Raw genomic sequence first — 20,586 nt, forward strand, 5'->3', positions numbered from 1 at the left:
TTTTTATTACATCGACAGATACTGGGGTCAGCGCGTCCTGGACACCGGCGCCGGCCGTACCGAACACGCGATGGCACGCATCAGGCTTTTCGGATCTTCGGCGATATGGGCCAGGATGCTTCTGTGCTGAGGAATCGGAAGATTACGTAGCGAGCGCAGGTACATGCCCAGGCCCAGGCGCGATGACTGATAGCGCAGCAGTGCAACCCGTGCACGTATATATTCTTCGACCAGCACACGCTGGGCCGGGGTCAGCGATATACCGGCCGAACCGTCGAGCAGTCCAAGAAAACCGGCCAGTTTGTAATAGGACGTGTTGACGGCACTGCCGGGGTGGGTCAGGTTCTCGGAATGGCGGTGAACCAAAGACAGGTTTTCAGGAATATAGATAAAGTCGCCACGCTCGCTCAGTCGCAGCCAGAACAACCAGTCGGAACCCGCCCGGAACTTGGTCGGCATGCCGCCGACGGCGATTCCGTCAGCGCGCCGGAAACAACTCGAACACGTCGCAATCAAACTGGCTTTGAGCATCGTCGCTTTGGTATCGCGCAGGCGGTAGCGCGGTGTTTCCTGATGCAGCGCTTCGCAGACAGCGTCAATATCGACCTTGCTGGTAAACATGGCATCCGGAATGCGCTCGGTGGGTGTTACTTTGATGCTGTCGGCGAAGGAGACGACGGCGTCAGGATTGGCTTCGAGCGCCGCCACCATTTTGCCCAGTGCGTCGTCGACATGTTCGTCATCGGAGTCGAGGATCGCAATATATTTTGTTTTGGCTATCTCGAAGCCGCGATTGCGGGCTGCCGCTACCCCGCCATTCTTCGTCAGGGCTTCCACCACTACCGGGAAACCAGTCTCCTTTGCCCACGCCCGCACGACGGCCACTGAATCGTCGGCCGAGGCATCGTCGACGACGATGACCTGACGCGGCCAGACGCGCTGCGCGCGGATGCTTTCAAGGGAACGCAGAATAAGGCGTGAACGGTTATAGCAGGCCATGACCACAGTCACATCTGCCGTCAGCACGGCGTCGTTTTCCATCGGAATTCCTTAGTTACGGTCAATCACCCTCGACATCGCCCTGTTGACGGGGCGCTACGATCTTCATGCGCAGCGATTTTATAACGCTTTGCTTGTTTCAAGTGCAAGTTGTTGCAATGCGCAGAAATATAGTGGCGCAGATAAAAAGAAAGCCGGAAGAGCGGTTGCCCTTCCGGCTTTACTTGCTTGCCGTCGGATTAGCGCGGCACGATCGCGAACTGTGGACTCATCGAGAAGTCAGGCTTGATCTGACGCACTGCGAATTTGGCCCAGGCCGCGGCACCACGCGCACCGTTCGAAGAGGCCGCATAGGCCAGCGCTGGTTGCATGTTCGCCGGGTAGCCCATCGCTGACGTAGCATAGCCATCCATCTCACCGACTTTCAGCTTGAGCAGGGCTGCCATTTCGGAGCTGCCGCAAGGCAGGCTGACCCAGTTAGGCGAGGTTTTCGCAAATGCTTCGCCCATCGTCTTGTAAATCGGGCCGGTCTCAGTTTCCCGGATCTTCATCGAATACATGGCGGCGCCAATCCAGCAGGCACCATCGCCAATCATGCGCTCGATCGGGTAGGTTCCTTTCCATTGCAGCAACGGGAGGCCTTTGGTGAAACCAAGCTCTACCGTGTGACCGAGTGCCGACGTGAAGAAGTCGTCCTGCCATGGTGCGACACCGGTCTTGCTGATGTATACCACTGCCGATTTGCCGGTCAGGACACCGAGCGCATTGGCACTGGCGCCGCCATTCAGATATTCCGCGCTGTACCAGTCGAGGTTGCTCGACAGGATGCGGTTGAAATGTTCCTTCAGGCGGTCGGCATCCGGCGTGATGTAAGCCGCTTCCGCCAAGGTACGCAAGCTCCACGCCTGGCCACGTACTTGATCCCTGTTCAGCAGGCCCTGGATATTCTTGCGATAACCGGGATTGCTGGAAAACACGTTAAACATCGACCAGAACTGCAGTTCTTCCAGGTAGTAGTAATCCCCCGTCACTAGGTAAGGCAGATAAGCGAAATTCGGCTGGTGCGACGTGTCATGCGTAAAAGGCGTGCTGCATACCGTGGACGGGCAGCTTGGGAAAGCCTCGTACTGCTTGGTCGCCGGGTTATACGTATCGCCGCGGTTGCCCAGCGTGGTCATGTAAGGGAAGTCGATCAGGCTGACCGGACGGCCAGTCTGCTTGTCGCGGTAGTGCATCGACCAGCTACCTGCGAGGTCGGCGGTACCAAGCGTGACGTACTTGGCACGCTGGTCCATGGTCAACAGATACTTGGTGGCCCAGCCCGGCAGCAGGCCGATGTCGTCGCGCCCGCCAGTGCCTGGCATCGACCTCGATGCAATGCCGATATTCATCGGTTCGGTCAAGGCGCCGCTGAAATGCGTTTTCATCGACGACAAGGCGCTTTCGGCGACTTGAACGGTCTGGTCGTAATTAGGCAGCGCGCGGCTGGCGATCAGATAGCTGGTGTTGTGCTTGACGTGGGCCTGCGACGCATCGCCGCCCCACCAGAACATCTTGCGCCAGCGGGCATGATGCATGTGCGTCAGTGCCGCCTTTTTATATGCGACCACATCCTGGACCTTGATTTCTGCATCATAGGTGACGTTCTGCGGATTGGGCTCGTAAGCCCAGTTGTTTTCGATGGTGACGTCGACACGGGCTTTCTTGATCGCTTCGTACCAGCGGATCGCGAAGCGCGCGGTCAGGTGCGGGTGCGCCACGCCGTCGGCGGTGGTCAGCGGTGCCGAAACTTGCCATTCGTTGGCGACTGCGCCCGACAGCCAGGTCTGGTAAGCGCCACCGGTCTTGAGGATGTCGTCGGCCGACGCGTTGTAGCGCACACCATTGATAGTGGCATGCACGGACGAGCTGAAGCCGTTTTTCAGCAGCGTTTTCGGGTCCATGCCACCGGCGTGCGGTGCGTTCGATTTCATCAGCGCCAGGGTGAGCGTTTCGTTGGCGCCCATGTTCTGGACGATGCCCGATACCACGGCGTGGCGTACCGAACCGTCGGCGTGGGTGGCCTTGACGTCCAGCTGCAGCGGGATCATGTTACCATTGTCGAAGCGGCCGACGAGCGAATCGCTCGGGCGCAGGTCGCCGGCAGCAAATACCTGGCCGAAAGTGACCGGCAGGGCTGCCTGGACCGTGGCGCTGGTGTTCTGGATGCGCACGTCAGTCACCATGCCGAAGATGGTGGAGGTCACTGGCGGGGTAGCAACAGGCGCAGTGGTGACGGTCGTTGGGGTCGAGACCGTCGCAGTCGGGTTCTTGATGTTCGCCGGCAATGCGACAGCGATCGGCGATGCCGCATCGGGCATCGCGACAATCGGTGCGGCAATGGGCGCATCGACTGGAGTTTCAACGGGCGTAGCGGCGATTGGCTCGCTGGTGGCAGGAGTGGCAGCTGCCGGGCTGGCAGCCGGCACGGCTGGCACGGCCGTCGATGTCGATGCCACGCCGGCAGTCGAGGTGGATCCACCGCCGCCGCCGCCGCCGCCGCAGGCCACGAGTGTGGTACCGAATGCCGCGATTGCGGCGATTCGCATTGCAAAATTTTGGAGTGGGGAAGTCATGGCAGTCTTCAGTGAAAGTTACGTTGGGGAATAAATTATTGCCCCACGGGAATAACTGAAGGTTACGCCACGGCAAGATTTTGCGACAGTAAAATCAGCACTGTCGTTCAATATTTCGTCCAAATACAACACAAGGTTGTCGATTTTTTTACGAATATTATTCGTTTAGAAAGCGATTATTGTGTATTTATATTGACCTTTTATCTGTTGTTCAAAATAAAAAAACCGCCCGGGGGCGGTTTTTTTTGTGCTGTCCTGCGTTTTCTCAACGCGAAGATGCCACCATGAAGTCGACTGCGGCCTTGACGTCGGCATCCGGCGCGCTCGATCCGCCTTTCGGCGGCATGACGCCGGCCTTGCCCTGGAAACCCTTGATGGCGTGTTCGTACAGCACCGCATTGCCTTGCTGGATGCGCGGTGCCCAGTTGGCCTTGTCTGCAATTTTCGGTGCGCCGGCAATCCCGGCGCCATGGCAGGCGATGCATGCGCTGTTATAAAGCGCTTTGCCGTTGTCGGCGCTGGCGACGGCTGGCGCGGTTGCTGGTGCTGCGGCCGCTGGTGCGGCAGCAGCCGGGGTAGCTGCTGTAGGGGTTGCGCTTGGCGCGGCGCTGGCCGGCGTGCCGCCCACAGGCGCTGCGGTTGCCGCATTCGCGGCCGCCGGTGCTGCTGCTGTTTCGGTCGCTGCGGCCGGCGCGGCGGTTGGGGCAGGGACCGCCGGTTCCTTGAACTTGGCCCCGCTCTGGTTCGCCATGTACACGACCGCGCGTTCGACTTCAACATTGTCCAGGTCGGGATTGCCGCCTTTGGCCGGCATCAGGCGGATGCCCTCGATGGCGTGCTTGATGAGCGTGTCGTAACCCTGTGCCAGGCGCGCGCTCCAGTCGCCGGCGACGCCGGTTTTAGGAGCGCCGGCAGCGCCGCTGGCGTGGCAGGCGGCGCACACGGCGGTGTAGACGGCATCGCCCGCCTGCAGCACTTTCGGTGCATTCGCGTCGCGCAAGGTGAATCCTTCTTCCGCCACCGGGCGCAGGCGCTGCGCCACCGCTTCCGGCCCCAGGCTGTTGGTGCCGGCGCCTTCGAGCCTGTCGTTGGTCACGAAGGAGACCAGCAGGATGATGCCGATGACGATTACCAGGAAGAAGCCTGCGACCACCCCGATCAGTTGCTTGGGTGTCCGGATAAACGATTGTTCATTGTGTGCGTCGCTCATGATTTCCTTAATACGATTAAAAAAACCTGCTATCCGGCGTTTGTTCTTCCTGCATGACTTTTTGCAAAGGCCGCCTCGGCGATTATAGTCTCAAAAGATGCCGTATAGCACATGCCTCGTTTGCAACTTTCACTTTCCATGGACGGGGGGCGCGAAAGAATGTATCCTTCGCATCGCTCAGGCATTTCCTCGCGAGATGACGCGAGCAGTTTCCCAGTGCGGCTGTAGCTCAGTGGATAGAGTATTGGCCTCCGAAGCCAAGGGTCGCTGGTTCGATCCCAGCCAGCCGCACCATTCGTTTGTCGACGCCGACACCTCTCTAGCGGCGCCCACCCCTCACACCCTCTACGACGACTGTTCACTGGCCTGCGTCCGCTCGGCCGTATTGACAACGAAAACAACAGCTTCCGCGATATTTCGTGCCTTTAATGCAAGCTCAATAGTTGATCGGTTATACTTTCTCTCCGGTTACTGTCGCACGTGCGCTATCAGTACTTCAAGGAGCGTCAACATGTCAGTGGAAGATCAGGTTCGACAACGCATCCGCTCTGCGCTCGACCTCGCACCACTGCGCCTGCCGTGTAAGAGCAAGACCACCCTCGTTCCCTTTTTATTCTTTGATTTGTCCTTGCTGGCCTCTGCCGTCAGTGTTCTTCACGGCGCTGGCCCCGGCCTGGCCAGCGACCTTCCGCCTGCGACGACCCACTGGCAGTAGTTGACTGTTGAACATATAAATCCAGTGCGCACGATTCATTTTCAAATCGCAACTTATTGATCGGAAAGTGCTAAGATTTCAACTATTCACAAGACGCCCGGTTGTGTCCGTCACTCCGACGTGCAGGAGTTGGCATTCGAGACCGTACGCCCACCGCAACAGGTGAGCAAGATGAATCGGCAGGCAGGTGTACATCATTCCCCTAAGCTATTTAATAATACATAGCAAAACTTTATTCGAAATCGGAAGCTGATAATGAAAGCAGATCAGGTCGTTGCAGTAGTTGGACTGGGTTACGTTGGTTTACCACTGGCGGTGGAATTCGGCAAGAAAGTACGGACGATCGGTTTCGACCTGTCGGCGTCAAAAATCGACAATTACAAAAAATTTATCGACCCGACCGGCGAAGTCTCGACCGAGCAGCTGCAAGCGGCAAGCAAGCTGGAAGTGACGACCGACGCTGCGCTGCTGGCGCAGGCGGATTACGTGATCGTGGCCGTGCCGACCCCGGTTGACATCGCCCACAACCCCGATTTCACCCCGCTGATCGGTGCCAGCACCACGGTCGGCAAGAACCTCAAAAAGGGCGCCATCGTCGTCTTCGAGTCGACCGTCTACCCGGGCGCTACCGAAGAAATCTGCATCCCGCTGCTGGAAAAGCATTCTGGCACCAAATGGCTGCAAGACTTCCACGTCGGCTTCTCGCCGGAGCGCATCAATCCGGGCGACAAGGAACACACGCTGACCACCATCCTGAAAGTGGTGTCGGGCGACGACGCCGAGACCCTGGAGAGCGTGGCGCAATTGTACGAATCGGTGATCACCGCCGGCGTGCACCGCGCCTCGAGCATCAAGGTGGCGGAAGCGGCCAAGGTGATCGAAAACACCCAGCGCGACCTGAACATCGCCTTGATGAACGAACTGGCGCTGATCTTCGACAAGATCGGCATCGATACCCTGGAAGTGCTGAAAGCGGCCGGCACCAAGTGGAACTTCTTGCCCTTCCGTCCGGGCCTGGTCGGCGGCCACTGCATCGGCGTCGATCCCTATTACCTGACGCACAAGGCCGAAATGGTTGGCTACCACCCGCAGGTGATCCTGGCCGGCCGCCGCATCAACGACGGCATGGCCAAGTTCGTTGCCGAAAAAACCGTGAAATCGATGATTTCGTCGGGCTTCCAGGTCAAGGGTGCGAAAGTCAACGTCATCGGCCTGACGTTTAAAGAAAACTGCCCGGACCTGCGCAATTCGAAAGTGGCCGACATCGTCCACGAACTGCAGAGCTACGGCGTGGACGTACATGTGTACGACCCGATGGCCGATGCCGCCGAAGCCGAGCACGAGTACGGCATCAAGCTGGAAAGCTGGGACAGCCTGCCCAAGGCCGACGCCCTGATCGCCGCCGTGCCGCACAAGGAGGTGCTGGCCCTCTCGCTGACCGACTTCCAATCCAAGCTCAACGACGGCGGCTGCTTCATCGACGTCAAATCGCAATTCGATGAGAAAGCCATCCGCGAGGCTGGCTACTGCGTCTGGCGCCTGTAACAAAGCAGACGGGACGAGCCGCCGCCTTTTCATGCGGCGGCTTTATTCGTCCTGACGCTGCTGTATCGCGCGTACCGCATCGCATTATCGAGAAAGTGCATTGAAACTGTGAATAAGATTCAAGACGTTAGGCAGCAACTGGGCCGGCAAAGCCATCACTGGCTGGTCACCGGCGCTGCCGGCTTCATCGGCTCGAACCTGGTCGAGGCGCTGCTGGCGCTCGGCCAGCGCGTGACCGGGCTCGACAATTTCGCTACCGGGCATCGGCATAACCTGGCGCAGGTGAAAGAATCTGTCACCGACGAGGCCTGGATGAAATTTAATTTCATCGAGGGCGATATCCGCGTGCCTGCCGATTGCGCGCAAGCCTGCGCCGGCGTTGATTTTGTGTTGCACCAGGCTGCCCTCGGTTCGGTATCGCGCTCGATCGACGATCCGGGCACGACCAACGACGTCAACGTCACCGGCTTCCTGAACATGCTGGTCGCCGCGCGCGACGCAAGAGTACAACGCTTCGTCTATGCCGCGTCGAGCTCGACCTATGGCGACCATCCGGATCTGCCGAAAGTCGAAGACGTGATCGGCAATCCGTTGTCGCCGTATGCCGTCACCAAGTACGTCAACGAACTGTATGCGAACGTGTTCGGCCGTACCTACGGCATGGAAACGATCGGCCTGCGCTATTTCAACGTGTTCGGCCCGCGCCAGGATCCGCATGGCGCCTATGCCGCCGTGATCCCGCAATGGGTGGCCGCGTTAATCAAAAACCAGCCGCTGCGCATCAATGGCGATGGCGAAACCAGCCGCGACTTCTGCTACATCGACAACGTCGTGCAAGCCAATTTGCTGGCGGCCCTGGCCGCGCCCGAGGCGGCGAACCAGGTGTACAACGTCGCGCTCAACGAGCGTACCAGCCTCAACCAGCTGTACGCGATGATGCGTGACCTGCTGCGCGCGCGCTTCCCGCACGTGGATGCGCACCAGCCGGAGTATGCCGACTTCCGCCGCGGCGACGTGCGTCATTCGAAAGCCGACATCGGCAAGGCCGCCACGCTGCTGGGCTATGCGCCCACGCACCGGATCGGCGAAGGCTTGCGCGAAGCCATGGATTGGTATGTCCACGACCTGCTGGAGGCACCGCGGGCGCCTGCGCCTGCGGCCTCAAGTAAGTAAAGAATCAGGAGACTGGCGTGTTCAGAATTTCTAATCATTACGTATCAAAAATCGTATCCATGCTGCTGGTGGTGGAGGTGCTGGTGCTGCTCGGCGCCGCCTACGCCGGTGCCGCCTTGCGCTTCATGGACATCGATGCCGGGGTGAACGCACCTTCGCTCGACCATTTCTTCACCTCGGCGCTCGCCTTCACGCTGGCGATCGTGTTCAGCATGAGCGCCATGGGCATGTACCAGCTCGATTTCGAGGAAGGCTTGCGCCATCCGTTCCTGATGAAGCTGATGCCTTCGTTCGTGATGGGCTTCCTGATCCTGACGCTGGTGTTCTATATCGCACCGGAGCTGTCGTTCGGGCGCGGTATCCTGCTGCTGGTGTTCGCGCTGTCGGCGGTCGGCATTTTCGTCGCGCGCATGATCTTCTTCAAGACCTCGGAGGCACGCTTCCTGCAGTCGCGCATCATGTTCCTCGGCGGCGGCGCGCTGGCCAAGGAGTGCAGCGAACTGGCCGAACGCGCCAACCGCTACCACCGCTACGACATCGCCGGTTTCATCCCGGCCCCGGGCGAAGAACTGTGCGTCGGTCCATCGGACCTGCTCAAAATGCGCGACGGCGATTCGCTGGTAAAACTGGCGCGCCAATATAACGTCTCGGAAATCGTGGTCTCGGTGCAGAACCGCCGCGGCGGCTTCCCGATCAAGGAACTGCTCGACTGCAAGCTGCAAGGGTTGAAGGTCACCGATGCCGCCACCTTCTTCGAACGCGAAACCTGCCAGATCCGCGTCGATTCGATCCAGCCGAGCTGGCTCGTCTTCGGCGGCGGCTTCGACCAGAGTTTCGTGCGCATGTTCATGAAGCGCACTTTCGACCTGGTGTGCAGCACGATGATCCTGGTGTTGACCTTCCCGCTGATGCTGCTGGCGGCGCTGGCGGTCTGGCTGGAAGACCGCGGTCCCGTGTTTTATTCGCAAGAACGGGTCGGCGAAGACGGCAAAAGCTTTTACGTGCACAAATTCCGCAGCATGCGCGCCGACGCCGAAAAGAGCGGCAAGCCGCAATGGGCGGCGCAGAACGATCCGCGCGTGACGCGCGTGGGCAACTTCATGCGCAAGACCCGGATCGACGAGCTGCCGCAAATCCTGAACGTGTTCAAGGGCGAGATGTCGTTCGTCGGCCCGCGCCCGGAGCGCCCGTTTTTCGTCGAGCAGCTGATCGAAGTGGTCCCGTACTACAATGTCCGCCACAGCATCAAGCCAGGCATCACCGGCTGGGCGCAGGTGCGTTACGGCTATGGTTCGTCGGCCGAGGATGCGCTGCAAAAGCTGCAGTACGACTTGTATTACGTGAAGAACAACAGCCTGTTCCTCGACTTCCTTGTCCTCATCAACACCCTCAAGGTCGTGCTGTTCCGCAGCGGGCGCTGATATCGGCAACACCGCAATAACATTTTCCGCCGGGCCTGCGTGCCCGGCAGGCGCACATGGATAGTGTTTCCCTGACCAGTATCGCCACCTACAGCTATGGCCTCGCGGCCATCGGCTTCCTGTTGCTGGGCGTGCCGCTGCTGACCGGCTGGCGCGGGCGCGCGCATGGCCCGCTGCTGGTGGCGGCCTGCCTGATCTCCGCCTTCTGGGCCGGTTCGCTGGCCTGGGCCGCCACCGACCTCATGATGTGGACCAGCCTCTCCAACGGCTTCGAGGTGGCGAGGAATGCCGTCTGGTCGCTGTTCCTGGTCGTGCTGCTGGGCGACTGGCGCGATCCCGACAGCAAACTGCCGCTCGGGCTGCGTCCGGTGCTGTTCGCGGCGGCCGTCTGTTACGTACTGGCGCTGGCCGCGGCCAGCTTCGGCTACTGGGACCTGGCCCTGCTGGAGAGCGTGCTGCCGGTGATGGCGCGCGTGATGCAGGCCGTGGGCGGCATGCTGCTGGTGGAGCAGGCCTACCGCAACAAGACCACGCAGGAACGCTGGGCAGTCAAATTCGCCTGCCTCGGCATCGGCGCCATGTTCGCCTACGATTTTTATTTGTACAGCCACGCGATGCTGTTCCGCGAAGTCGATCCCGACATCTGGGCCGCGCGCGGCATCATCAATGCGCTGACGGTGCCCTTGCTGGCGCTGTCGATGCGGCGCGCCAAATCCTGGCGCTCGCCGCTGGCGGTGTCGCGCCGCGCGATGTTCCATTCGGCGGCCCTGTTCGGCTCGGCCATCTACCTGCTGGCAATGGGCTCGGCCGGCTACTACCTGCGCTATTTCGGCGGCAGCTGGGGCACCGTGATGCAGGTCACGTTCCTGTTCGGGGCGCTACTGCTGCTGGCCGGGATCCTGTTCTCGGGCACCTTCCGCGCCTGGCTTAAAGTATTCATCAGCAAGCATTTCTACAGCTACGGCTACGACTACCGCGAAGAGTGGATGCGCTTTACGCGCACCCTGTCGGAAGCGGGGCCGCACCTTGGCGAGCGCACCGTGCAGGCGGTGGCGGCGCTGGTCGAAAGCCCGGGCGGGGCGCTCTGGCAACGCCGCGAGAGTGGTAATTTCGAGCCGGTGGCCGGCTGGGACGTCGCGCTGCCGGACGTGATCGAGCCGGCCGACTCGGCCCTGTGCCGCTTCCTCGAATCGACCCAGTGGGTGATCGACCTCGGCGAATACGCCGACGAACCGGAGAAATACGAGGGCCTGAGCATGCCCGCATGGCTGCTGGCCTGGCCGCGCGGCTGGCTGGTGGTGCCGCTGATGATGGGCAGTAAACTGTCGGGCTTCGTGGTGCTGCAAACGGCGCGCAGCCGCGTCAAACTGAACTGGGAAGTGCTGGACCTGCTGGAAATTGCCGGCAGCCAGGCCGCCAGCTACCTGGCGCAGCAGGATGCGGCCAATGAGTTGATGGTGGCGCGCCAGTTCGAATCGTTCAACCGCATGTCGACCTTTGTCGTGCACGACCTCAAAAATCTGGTCTCGCAGCTGTCGCTGATGAATGCGAACGCCGCCAAGCACAAGGACAATCCCGAATTCCAGGCCGACATGCTGGAAACGGTCTCGCTGTCGGTGCAAAAGATGCGGCTGATGCTGCAAAAGCTGTCGCGCATCGATGTCGAGGAAAAGCCGATGCCGCTCGCGGTCGACCAGGTCGTGCGCCAGGCAGTGGCGAACAAGGCAGCTTTCGAACCACGCCCGCGCTTCGAGGTGCGCGACACCGGACTGCGCGTGCTGGCCGACCGCGAACGCCTCGAGCGCGTCGTCGGCCACCTGATCCAGAACGCGATCGAAGCGACGCCGAAGGAGGGCAGCGTCACCATCGCCCTGGAGCGGGAAGACGATGCGGTGCGCATCGAAATCACCGATACCGGCGAAGGGATGAGCGAAGAGTTCATTCGCGAGCGCCTGTTCAAACCCTTCGAGTCGACCAAGTCGGCCGGCATGGGCATCGGCGTGTTCGAAAGCCGCGAATACATCAACGAGCTGGGCGGCCGCCTGGAAGTAGCCAGCAGGCCGGCGTTCGGCACCACCTTTAAAGTCATCCTGCCGCTGTACAGGCGCGATGCGCTGCTCGAACGGGCAGCCTGATATTGGAATTAGATACACAAGGATTATCGTGACCCAGAATAAACAGAAACTCCTGATCATCGAAGACGATCCCGGCCTGCAAAAGCAGCTCAAATGGAGCCTCGATGCCTACGACGTCGCCGTCGCCGGCGACCGCGAAGCGGCCCTCGCGCAGATCCGCCGCCACGAGCCGGCGGTGGTGACCATGGACCTCGGCTTGCCGCCGGACCCGGACGGCTCGACCGAGGGTCTCGCCACCCTGCAGCAGATCCTGGCGCTGGCGCCGGACACGCGCGTGATCGTCCTCACCGGTAACCAGGACCATGCGAACGCCGTCAAAGCGATCGGCCTGGGCGCCTACGATTTTCATCAAAAGCCGTGCGATCCCGAGGTCTTGAACCTGGTGATCCAGCGCGCCTTTTTCCTGCACCAGCTGCAGCAGGAAAACCGCCGCATGCAGCAGCAGCAAGCCGATTCGCCGATGGCCGGCGTGATTTCGCGCGCGCCGTCGATGCTGAAAATCTGCCGCAACGTCGAAAAAGTCGCCCCGACCTCGGCCTCGGTGATGCTGCTGGGCGAATCGGGCACCGGTAAGGAAGTGCTGGCGCGCGCCGTGCACGCATTGAGCCCGCGCGCGAAAGAGCGCTTCATGGCGATCAACTGCGCGGCGATTCCGGAAAACCTGCTGGAAAGTGAGCTGTTCGGCTACGAAAAGGGCGCATTTACCGGCGCGGCCAAGCAGACCAAGGGCAAAGTCGAGCTGGCCCACGGCGGCACCTTCTTCCTCGACGAAGTCGGCGATCTGCCGATGCCGCTGCAAGCGAAACTGCTGCGCTTCCTGCAGGAGCGCGTGATCGAGCGCATCGGTGGCCATGAAGAGATCGCGGTCGACGTGCGCATCGTCTGCGCCACGCACCAGAAACTGAAGGAACTGTGCGCCCAGGGCCGCTTCCGCGAAGACTTGTATTACCGCCTGTCGGAAATCGTGGTGACGATTCCGCCGCTGCGCGAACGCGAAGGCGACGCCGCGCTGCTGGCGCACCATTTCAAAAATAAATTCTGCGCCGCCGAAGGGCGCGCGGCGCTGCACTTCGCGCCGGACGCGATCGCCGCCATCGAAGCCTATCCATGGCCGGGCAACGTACGCGAGATGGAAAATTACATCAAGCGCGCCGTCATCATGGCCGACGGGAACACGATTGTTGCCGACGACCTCGGGCTGCCGGGTGAGGGCGCCGAGGAAGAACCGATCAACCTGCGCCAGGTACGCGACGAGGCCGAATACAAAGCCATCATCAAGGCGCTGGCGCGCGTGGACGGCAACATCGTCAAGGCATCCGAAATCCTCGGCATCAGCCGCCCGACCATGTACGACCTGATGAGCCGTCACAACATCAAGACCGCGGCGTGAGGCTGCTTGCGCTGCTGGCCGTGCCGCTGGTGCTGGCGGCGGCCGGCGCGGCGGCAAGCCTGCATTACCTGCAGTCCGAAGGCGTCACGCCGCGCGCGCTGGCGCCATACGTCCTGAAACGCACGAGCGGCCACAACAGCCTGATCGAAGGTACCGGCCGTGCCGTCGCCGCCACCTTGCTGCGCCTGGACCGGGGAGAATTGGCGCCGTACGTGCCGCCGGCGCTGCGCCTTGGCGCCCAGCCCGAGGGCGTGCCCGCTCCCCAGGGCAACGAGCGCCTGGTCGCCACCAGCGAAGAAGCCTGGCGCGCGATCGGGAATGCCGCCGCGGGCGACGTCATTACCCTGCTGCCGGGCGATTATCAACTGCGCCGCACGGTGTACGCACGCGGCCCCGCCAGCGCGCGCGCCCCGATCGTGGTGCGCGCCGCGCGGCCGGGCACGGTGCGCATCGCCGTCACGGCGCGGGAAGCTTTCGCGGTGATGGCGCCGTACTGGCGCTTCGAAAATTTGACGATGCGCGGCGCCTGCACCAGCCACAGCAGCTGCGAACACGCCTTCCACGTCAGCGGCGACGCCCGCCATTTCGTCGCCCGCAACAACACCCTGCACGATTTCAATGCCCACTTTAAAATCAACGGCGCGCGCGGCACCTTCCCCGACCATGGCCTGATCGAAGCGAACACCCTCGGCAACAGCGCGCCGCGCCGCACCCGCTTCCCGGTCACGCCGATCGACCTGGTCGCCGCCAACGGCTGGACCATTCGCGGCAACCTGATTCACGACTTCATCAAGGCCGAGGGCGACCGCATCAGCTACGGCGCTTTTGCCAAGGGCGCCGCCGAGGGCACCGTATTCGAACGCAACGTGGTGCTGTGCGAAGCGGCGCTGACCGGGCAACCGGGGCAGCGCGTCGGCCTGTCCTTCGGCGGTGGCGGTACCGGCACGCGCTATTGCCGCGACGGCCGCTGCATCACCGAACACGACCGCGGCATCATGCGTAATAACCTGGTTTCCGGCTGCTCGGACGCCGGCGTATATCTCAACAGCGCGGCGAATACGCAGATCCTCGACAACACGGTGCTCGACACGGCCGGCGTGCAGGTGCGTTTCCCGACCAGCGGCGCCACGCTCGAGGGCAACCTGGTCGATGGCCCACTGCGCGCCGACGAAGGCGGCGTGCTGCGCGCCGGCGACAACCTGCATACGCCGGTCTGGCAGCTGTACCTGGGGCGTCATCCGCAACGCGCCCTGTTCGCCGATCCGGCCCGGCTCGACCTGCGCTGGCGCGACGGTCCGGTGCAGCGCGACGCGGGCACGGCCGGCGCCGGCTTGTGCGGCGCCCAGCGCGCCCTGCAAGCGGCGTATGGCGCCTTCGGCGATTTTGCGGCTTGCCTGCGCAGCGCCGCACGCTGACGCCGGCGCACGCTGTGCCTCAGGGGGGCAGGATGTTCTGGTTGCTGCGCAGCAGATTGTCCGGATCGTACCTGGTCTTGATTTCCCTGAGGCGGCGGTGGTTGGGGCCGTAGGCGTCGGCGATGCGGTCGACTTCGTCCTCGTTAAGGAAATTGATGTACACGCCGCCGGCCGCATGCGGCGCCGCCGCCTTGAAAAATTCGCGCGCCCAGGCCAGGCAGGCGGCATCCTCGGCCGCGTTTTCCCAGCGTGTGTGCACGTTCATCGCATACAGCGCGGCGCGGTGCGGATAAGCCATCTCGCCTGGCGCACGGGCATTCGCCGCGCCGCCGAGCAGGCCAAGAAAAATCTCGCTCTGCGCCGACGGCAACCGGCCGGCGTAGTCGATCACCACGTCGATGGCAGCGTCGCTGAGTCTATTGAAATTGTGCGACTTCCAGTAATTGCGCGCCGGCGGTACCAGCAGCGGATCGAAGGCTTGCTGCCATGCCGTGTACGGCACCGCGCCGGCGTGTTCGCCAATGGGCTGGCGGAACCCGCGCACAGCGGCAAGCGCCGCGTCCACTTCGGTGACGGGCAGGGGTGAAAAGAAGGCGAGCGCGACGATGCCGGTGCCGTGCACCGAGGCGGGCAGGAAGGGCAGCGGCGGCGCACCGCGCAGGACCGCCCAGACCGACATCGACATAGTCGCGGTAATTCCTCAGCACCGAGGGCGCCTGCGCGAACGGAAACACGATCAGGCCGGCCGTGACCATCGGCCCGACCGGGTGCAAGGCGAATTCGAAGGTGGTGACGACGCCGAAATTGCCGCCGCCGCCACGCAGTGCCCAGAACAGGTCGGGATCATGGCCGGCGTCGACGTGCAGGCGCTCGCCGTTCGCCGTGACGACGTCAGCCGCGACCAGGCTGTCCACCGCAAGGCCGTGCCTGCGCGTGAGCCAGTCGAAGCCGCCGCCCAGCGTCAGGCCGCCGACGCCGGTGGTGGAATTGATGCCGAGCGGCGTCGCCAGCCCGTAGGCCTGCGTTTCGTGGTCGACGTCGCGCAGCAACGCGCCGCCGTCGACCCAGGCGCGCCTCGTATGCGGCGCCACCTGCACCGAGCGCATCATGGACAGGTCGATCACCAGCCCGTCGTCGACGAGGGCGCTGCCGTCGATGTTGTGGCCGCCGCCGCGCACCGCCAATGATAAACCCTGGTTGCGCGCGAAGTTCACGGCAACGCGCACCTCGGCGGCGCCGGCGCAACGCACGATCATGGCCGGCTTCTTGTCGATCGTCGCGTTCCTGATGGTGCGGGCTTCATCGTTGTGCGGTTTGCCCGGCAGGAGCAGGCTGCCCCTGAGACTGCCTTGCAACTGGTCGATCTCGTTGACACCGACGGTGTCCATCGCACACTTCCGCATTGGTTCGTTGTCAACCTTCAGGATAGGAAGACGGCAGCGATATACAAGCGGGGTCGGCTTCCCGGGGACTTGCTTTGCCTGCTATTGCGCCGGTGAATGCGCAAGCGCCGCGGAAGCGGTGCCGACCGCTTCCGGGTGCGCAGGATATACACTGTATTTTTTATTGCGGAACAGCGGTAGTTCGGCCGTATTCGTCAGGCGCTGTTTGGCGGTATTAACCACAATATAGTCGGCGCCAAAATCACCTGCGATTTTTCGCAGGCCAGGCAAATCATGCGAGCGGAAGCCTGATACTGCCTGGTCGAGCGAACGTACCGGCTTGCCTGCGATTGCGTTAATGCGGCTGTACCATTCAATCAGCTCGTCGGGCTTGACTGGCGTCGACTTCCAATCGACCACGACAGGCCGTCCAGCCAGCAGCCGAAAATCGCCGAATTCGACCGGCACCAGAAATACGGATGTTTTGTCGGTCCGATCGACCCATGCATTCAGGCCGTCCGAATGATCGTGCAGCAATGTTGAATTTGCGAACACGCCCGGTATGTTGAACGCAGTGAGTACCAGCGCAACCGTGATTGCCGCACATCCAGCGATAGCTGCAGCGCGCTGTCCTGAGGTCCCGCGCGATTTCCGGCGCATGAACCAGGCAACAAGATAAATTCCAATCAACACCGCGGTGATAGCAACCTGGATAGAGAAGCTGTTGACGTACACGACCCAGCGCAAGATCATGAGTACGCCAATCAGTGCCCCAATGGCAAGCAGGCGGCGATGCCGGTATTCGAATGCATCCGCCGATAGCTGGCGTATCAAGAAAATTGCCACCGTTATCTGAGAAAGGATGAGCAGAAAGGGGGCAAGACGCCACACGTAGAGTTGCGATATCTGCGGTACGAATACCACGGTGGTCAATAAGGTTGCGCCGGCCAGGGAAATACCGAAGGCCAGGAATAATGCCAGCAAGGCGCGCTGCAGGGGGAAACCGGGCAGGGCGAACAATGCGCTCAGGGCACACAGGAACCAGCCGCCCAAATAAAAGAACTCGGTGCGGTAGCTCAAAGGAACATAATGATGGGGAGAGCGGATCAGCAAAAAGATATCGCGGGCCTGGCTGGCGCCCTCACCGCTGGCCGCAGCCAGGATGAGCGGCAAAGAAAATCCCAGCATCAGCAGGCTGGGCACCAGCTGGACGAGCATGCGTTTCGCCAGGTGCTTCTCTTTCAAAAAAAGATGGGCAAGCGCAAATAGCCCGATACCCAGCACCAGGAAATTGGTATGGAAAAGGCCGCCCAGTGCGAGCAGTAATCCCGAAGCCACATATTGTTGGCGTAAAAATGCCCAGATCGCGATGAGCCAGGCCGTCGTCGCCAACGTCGACGGTTGCAGACCGTCCGAAAACAGGAAGGATGCGCCAACCGAACCGGTGCGATCGAGAACAATGCACACAGCGACCAGCGCCATGGCCCACAGCGCATCTTCGCGGGCGAGCGTGACAACGATCTGATAAATGGTAAATATACTGGCAGCGAGCAGAACGACGTTCAATATGGCGGCGCCCCAGGCTACCGATCCCAGCCCGGCCAATCCGACGATCACCCAGCGAAAACTTGCATGGTAGACGGTCGTTTCCTGCACCAGCCAATCATTGCCAAGGAATTCCGGATAGATATGGTTAAGCGCATGCGGGAAATACGTTGCTTGATTTCCCACGTTTCCGAAGGAAAACCCAAACGATAACGCGATCAGGACAGCAATCGATAATACGAGACTTTGAACCAGTCGGCCGTTCGTCATGATGATTTGAATACCCATTTCCGAAGTATGATGAAATTGGCCACTGTAATGACTGCCATGACCGCTACCCAGATGAATTCAGGCCGCGCTTTTACAAAATGCGAGGCGGTTGCGATGGATGCGGCACTGACCATCATCAATCCCAACTGTGACACGATGAAACCGGGGACGGCGCCGGTGGGCTGGCGCTTGCCACGGAAAACCCAGAAATTATTCAGTAAGTAACTGAAGACCATGCCACTGGCATACGATACGATTTGACTAAGGGCTACCATCACCGGAACGGACGGCAACACGTGTGTCATTGCGCTGAAAACAGCCAACGATACGCAAGTATTGCTTACACCCACCAAAAGAAACTTAAAAAGTTGCAACATTGGCTTTGTCGCGGTGTAAGGCTGTCGTACGATCCTGCATTTCGGGTTCTTTGTCTGTACCGAGTACGTATTGCGGACGTTGTTGCAACATAATATAAATCCGGCCAAGATACGTGCCGACAATGCCGAGCATGATAAACAGGATCCCAAACAATAAAGAGAGGAGACCGAGGGTAGATGCCCAGCCTTGTACTGTGTTGCCGCTGAAGTATTGTATGATGATGTAAATGAGATAAGAAAATGACAGTGCGCTGGTCATTAGCCCGATCATGATCCCGACTTGTAATGGTTTTGTAGAAAAAGCCAGAATACCGCCACGCGCAAAGCGCAGCATCTTGCTGAGTGAATACTTGCTTTGACCGTGCAGTCGATCTTCTGCCACGAATGGAATAGTTACCTCAGGATAATTCAGCCAACTCACCGCACCGCGCAGGAAAATATCGCTCTGGCGAATGGACAGCAACTGATCCAAGGCACTCCGATCAAGTAGTCTGAAATCGGAATGGCCTGACTTCATGGGGACTTCGGACAGGAAGGAAAAAACGCGATAATATAAAGAAGAACTGGCTTTCTTGAAAAAGCTAGTGCGTTCATTATAGGTGCGGACAGTCGATACGACGGCGGCACCCTGCTGCCAGGCCTTCAGCATCTCGGGAATCAGTTCGGGCGGGTGCTGCATGTCGCCATCCATGCTGACGATCGCCAGGCCCTTTGCCTGGTGCAAGCCTGCCAGCAAGGCGGCTTGATGACCGAAATTACGCGCCAATCGAACGCCACGAACGGTGTCAAACAACTGTTCGGCAATCTGGATTTCCCGCCAAGTCGCATCCTTACTGCCATCGTCAACCAGCAAAATTTCGTACTCGAGTGCAAGCGCATCGACGACTTTCATCACGCGCTTTACAAAATGCTTGACGTTCTCTTCCTCGTTATACATCGGCACGACGATGCTGAGCATTAAGGGCTTGGATTTTTGGCGTTCGGTCGGCATATCCATCTACTTATATAATATTGTGTGGAACAACGGGGGCAACGGAACAATAATCATTCGGGTAATCAAGCGACCGATTAAATTCATGGATTTATTTACCCGAACTTGCACTGGCGTTGCGCTGGCATCGCGCCGACATCGGCAGCAATATGCGAAACCTGGTCTAAACGCGACGCAACACGGCGCCCAATCCTTTTTTCAGCATATGGCCGATGTCGGTGAAGAAGGGCTTTGGGTCGCGCATATCGAACACATAGTAACGGCTGCTCGGGCGCAGGAAATCGATGCAGAACCCTGCCAGCGTCGGCAAGCGCCGGAAAACGAGTGTTTTGTCCGCAATGTGCCGTTGGCCAAACAGGACGCGTAACAGACGTTTTATTTCCGGCACCATGAAACGGCAGCGCATGCCACTACGATAAGGCGTGACAGTCAGCGGTTCGCCGAGGCCTAGCAATTGATAGGACAGGGTCGGGAAGTGCGCGCCGGCATGGTAAGCGAGGGGAAGACTGCCCCAGAAGCGGCCATTCACTTCCATCAGGGCAGATTCACCGCTGGCAGGGTCGTGGCGGTATTCGACCATCGCCACTCCTTCCCATGCCAACTCGCGCAACAGGGCGATCGACTTCTCCATCAAGCCGGTATGCTCAGCCTTCGATACCGATTCGCACATGCTGGAAAATCCCCCTTCCGGCGGCCACTCGTGCAGGCGTTTGTGCTGGAAGGTATAGTAGACTTCGCCATCTTTCATCAGGATGAATTGCCCGAGCCCGTAACCGGCACAGTATTCCTGGATCAGGGGATACAGACCAAGTGTCTCGAAACGCTGCATCGAGGCGAGCAGCTGCGCCGGTGTATCGCAATAAACGGTTTTTTCGAGTACCAGGCCGGCGGCGCGCAATTCGCGCCCGACCAGTACTGGATTGGCCCATTTCAGCACCACTGGAAAGCGCAATGAGCCACTCAATGCCTGTACTTCCGCGATGCTGCTGACCTGCTCGGTGCGTGGTGTGCGAATCCCGACGCGCGCTGCTGCCTCATAGGTGCGGTCCTTATTCAGAACGCTGTCCATGCGCTCTTTATCCGCAAACATAATCTTGTAACAGCCGAGCCGCGCGCGGTGGCGGTTCAACAGATTGATATCCCCTTCGGAAATGGCGAACAGGCAGGCATTGCCAAGCCGTTTCCCTAACGCGAGGAGTTGGGCAATCACGCCCTCTTCGTCCTTCGCGCGTATCAGGCTGGTCGTCAGATAACGCGAAGCCAGGCCCACCGCCTGCGTCGAGTGCGCTATTCCATGGACTTCGATACCGTGGCGACCGAGATCGCGTATGATGGTCAAGCCGATTGGCGTATCGATGCCGAATACGACGGCAGGTAGTTTGTTTTTTTTCGTGTATTGCATT

At 60.4% G+C, this 20,586-nt stretch carries 13 protein-coding genes, 1 tRNA gene and 1 pseudogene; 7 read left to right on the forward strand and 8 right to left on the reverse strand.

The window, feature by feature from the left end:
• Positions 1 to 27: 27 nt before the first annotated feature.
• From AC56LG_RS14450 to AC56LG_RS14460, 3 genes are all read right to left on the reverse strand, one after another.
• Complete coding sequence (locus AC56LG_RS14450) at positions 28 to 1,041, reverse strand: glycosyltransferase (protein WP_497166765.1); 1,014 nt, start codon at positions 1,039 to 1,041, stop codon at positions 28 to 30.
• A 197-nt stretch (positions 1,042 to 1,238) separates the two neighbouring features.
• Positions 1,239 to 3,548, reverse strand: a complete 2,310-nt coding sequence (locus tag AC56LG_RS14455; RefSeq protein ID WP_497166766.1) for an RIFT barrel domain-containing protein — start codon at positions 3,546 to 3,548, stop codon at positions 1,239 to 1,241.
• Positions 3,549 to 3,879: 331 nt separating this feature from the next.
• Positions 3,880 to 4,824: a c-type cytochrome gene (locus AC56LG_RS14460; RefSeq protein WP_497166767.1), complete on the reverse strand. Its 945-nt coding sequence runs from the start codon at positions 4,822 to 4,824 to the stop codon at positions 3,880 to 3,882.
• Between the two features lie 218 nt (positions 4,825 to 5,042).
• On the opposite strand from AC56LG_RS14460, the gene AC56LG_RS14465 reads away from it, so the two are divergent.
• From AC56LG_RS14465 to AC56LG_RS14495, 7 genes are all read left to right on the forward strand, one after another.
• Positions 5,043 to 5,118 (forward strand) — tRNA-Arg (locus AC56LG_RS14465).
• A gap of 676 nt (positions 5,119 to 5,794) precedes the next feature.
• Positions 5,795 to 7,084: a nucleotide sugar dehydrogenase gene (locus AC56LG_RS14470; protein WP_497166768.1), complete on the forward strand. Its 1,290-nt coding sequence runs from the start codon at positions 5,795 to 5,797 to the stop codon at positions 7,082 to 7,084.
• A 108-nt stretch (positions 7,085 to 7,192) separates the two neighbouring features.
• Positions 7,193 to 8,257 carry an SDR family oxidoreductase gene (locus AC56LG_RS14475; RefSeq protein WP_497166769.1) on the forward strand — a complete coding sequence of 355 codons (1,065 nt, stop codon included), beginning with the start codon at positions 7,193 to 7,195 and terminating at the stop codon, positions 8,255 to 8,257.
• Positions 8,258 to 8,274: 17 nt separating this feature from the next.
• Entirely contained in the window at positions 8,275 to 9,678 is a 1,404-nt protein-coding gene (locus tag AC56LG_RS14480; protein WP_497166770.1) for a TIGR03013 family XrtA/PEP-CTERM system glycosyltransferase, read from the forward strand.
• Positions 9,679 to 9,734: 56 nt separating this feature from the next.
• Positions 9,735 to 11,813, forward strand: a complete 2,079-nt coding sequence (gene prsK / locus AC56LG_RS14485) for an XrtA/PEP-CTERM system histidine kinase PrsK (protein WP_497166771.1) — start codon at positions 9,735 to 9,737, stop codon at positions 11,811 to 11,813.
• 28 nt (positions 11,814 to 11,841) lie between these two features.
• Entirely contained in the window at positions 11,842 to 13,203 is a 1,362-nt protein-coding gene (gene prsR, locus AC56LG_RS14490; RefSeq protein WP_497166772.1) for a PEP-CTERM-box response regulator transcription factor, read from the forward strand.
• Positions 13,200 to 14,618 (forward strand): NosD domain-containing protein, encoded by a 1,419-nt coding sequence (locus tag AC56LG_RS14495; RefSeq protein ID WP_497166773.1) that lies wholly within the window; start codon positions 13,200 to 13,202, stop codon positions 14,616 to 14,618. The genes prsR and AC56LG_RS14495 overlap by 4 nt, the downstream gene beginning before the upstream one ends.
• 19 nt (positions 14,619 to 14,637) lie before the next feature.
• On the opposite strand, the pseudogene AC56LG_RS14500 reads toward AC56LG_RS14495, so the two are convergent.
• From AC56LG_RS14500 to AC56LG_RS14520, 5 genes and pseudogenes are all read right to left on the reverse strand, one after another.
• Positions 14,638 to 16,006, reverse strand: a pseudogene (locus AC56LG_RS14500) (FAD-binding oxidoreductase).
• 96 nt (positions 16,007 to 16,102) lie between these two features.
• The gene (locus AC56LG_RS14505; protein WP_497166774.1) at positions 16,103 to 17,833 is read right to left on the reverse strand and encodes a DUF6798 domain-containing protein; all 1,731 of its coding nucleotides are present in this window, start codon (positions 17,831 to 17,833) and stop codon (positions 16,103 to 16,105) included.
• A complete protein-coding gene (locus AC56LG_RS14510) occupies positions 17,812 to 18,192 on the reverse strand; it encodes a GtrA family protein (RefSeq protein ID WP_497166775.1) in 381 nt (126 codons plus the stop codon). The genes AC56LG_RS14505 and AC56LG_RS14510 overlap by 22 nt, the downstream gene beginning before the upstream one ends.
• Positions 18,176 to 19,183 carry a glycosyltransferase family 2 protein gene (locus AC56LG_RS14515; protein ID WP_497166776.1) on the reverse strand — a complete coding sequence of 336 codons (1,008 nt, stop codon included), beginning with the start codon at positions 19,181 to 19,183 and terminating at the stop codon, positions 18,176 to 18,178. Before AC56LG_RS14515 ends, AC56LG_RS14510 begins: the two co-directional genes overlap by 17 nt.
• A gap of 163 nt (positions 19,184 to 19,346) precedes the next feature.
• The gene (locus AC56LG_RS14520) at positions 19,347 to 20,585 is read right to left on the reverse strand and encodes a carboxylate--amine ligase (RefSeq protein WP_497166777.1); all 1,239 of its coding nucleotides are present in this window, start codon (positions 20,583 to 20,585) and stop codon (positions 19,347 to 19,349) included.
• Position 20,586: the final 1 nt, after the last annotated feature.

This window comes from Telluria sp. ZB2R32 (assembly GCF_059685715.1).

Excerpts from the sequence above, each read along its gene's own strand:
- AC56LG_RS14450 (WP_497166765.1), bottom strand. The coding sequence starts at position 1,041 with ATGGAAAACGACGCCGTGCTGACGGCAGATGTGACTGTGGTCATGGCC.
- AC56LG_RS14460 (WP_497166767.1), bottom strand. The coding sequence starts at position 4,824 with ATGAGCGACGCACACAATGAACAATCGTTTATCCGGACACCCAAGCAA.
- AC56LG_RS14470 (WP_497166768.1), top strand. The coding sequence starts at position 5,795 with ATGAAAGCAGATCAGGTCGTTGCAGTAGTTGGACTGGGTTACGTTGGT.
- prsK (WP_497166771.1), top strand. The coding sequence starts at position 9,735 with ATGGATAGTGTTTCCCTGACCAGTATCGCCACCTACAGCTATGGCCTC.
- AC56LG_RS14505 (WP_497166774.1), bottom strand. The coding sequence starts at position 17,833 with ATGGGTATTCAAATCATCATGACGAACGGCCGACTGGTTCAAAGTCTC.
- AC56LG_RS14510 (WP_497166775.1), bottom strand. The coding sequence starts at position 18,192 with ATGTTGCAACTTTTTAAGTTTCTTTTGGTGGGTGTAAGCAATACTTGC.
- AC56LG_RS14515 (WP_497166776.1), bottom strand. The coding sequence starts at position 19,183 with ATGCCGACCGAACGCCAAAAATCCAAGCCCTTAATGCTCAGCATCGTC.
- AC56LG_RS14520 (WP_497166777.1), bottom strand. The coding sequence starts at position 20,585 with ATGCAATACACGAAAAAAAACAAACTACCTGCCGTCGTATTCGGCATC.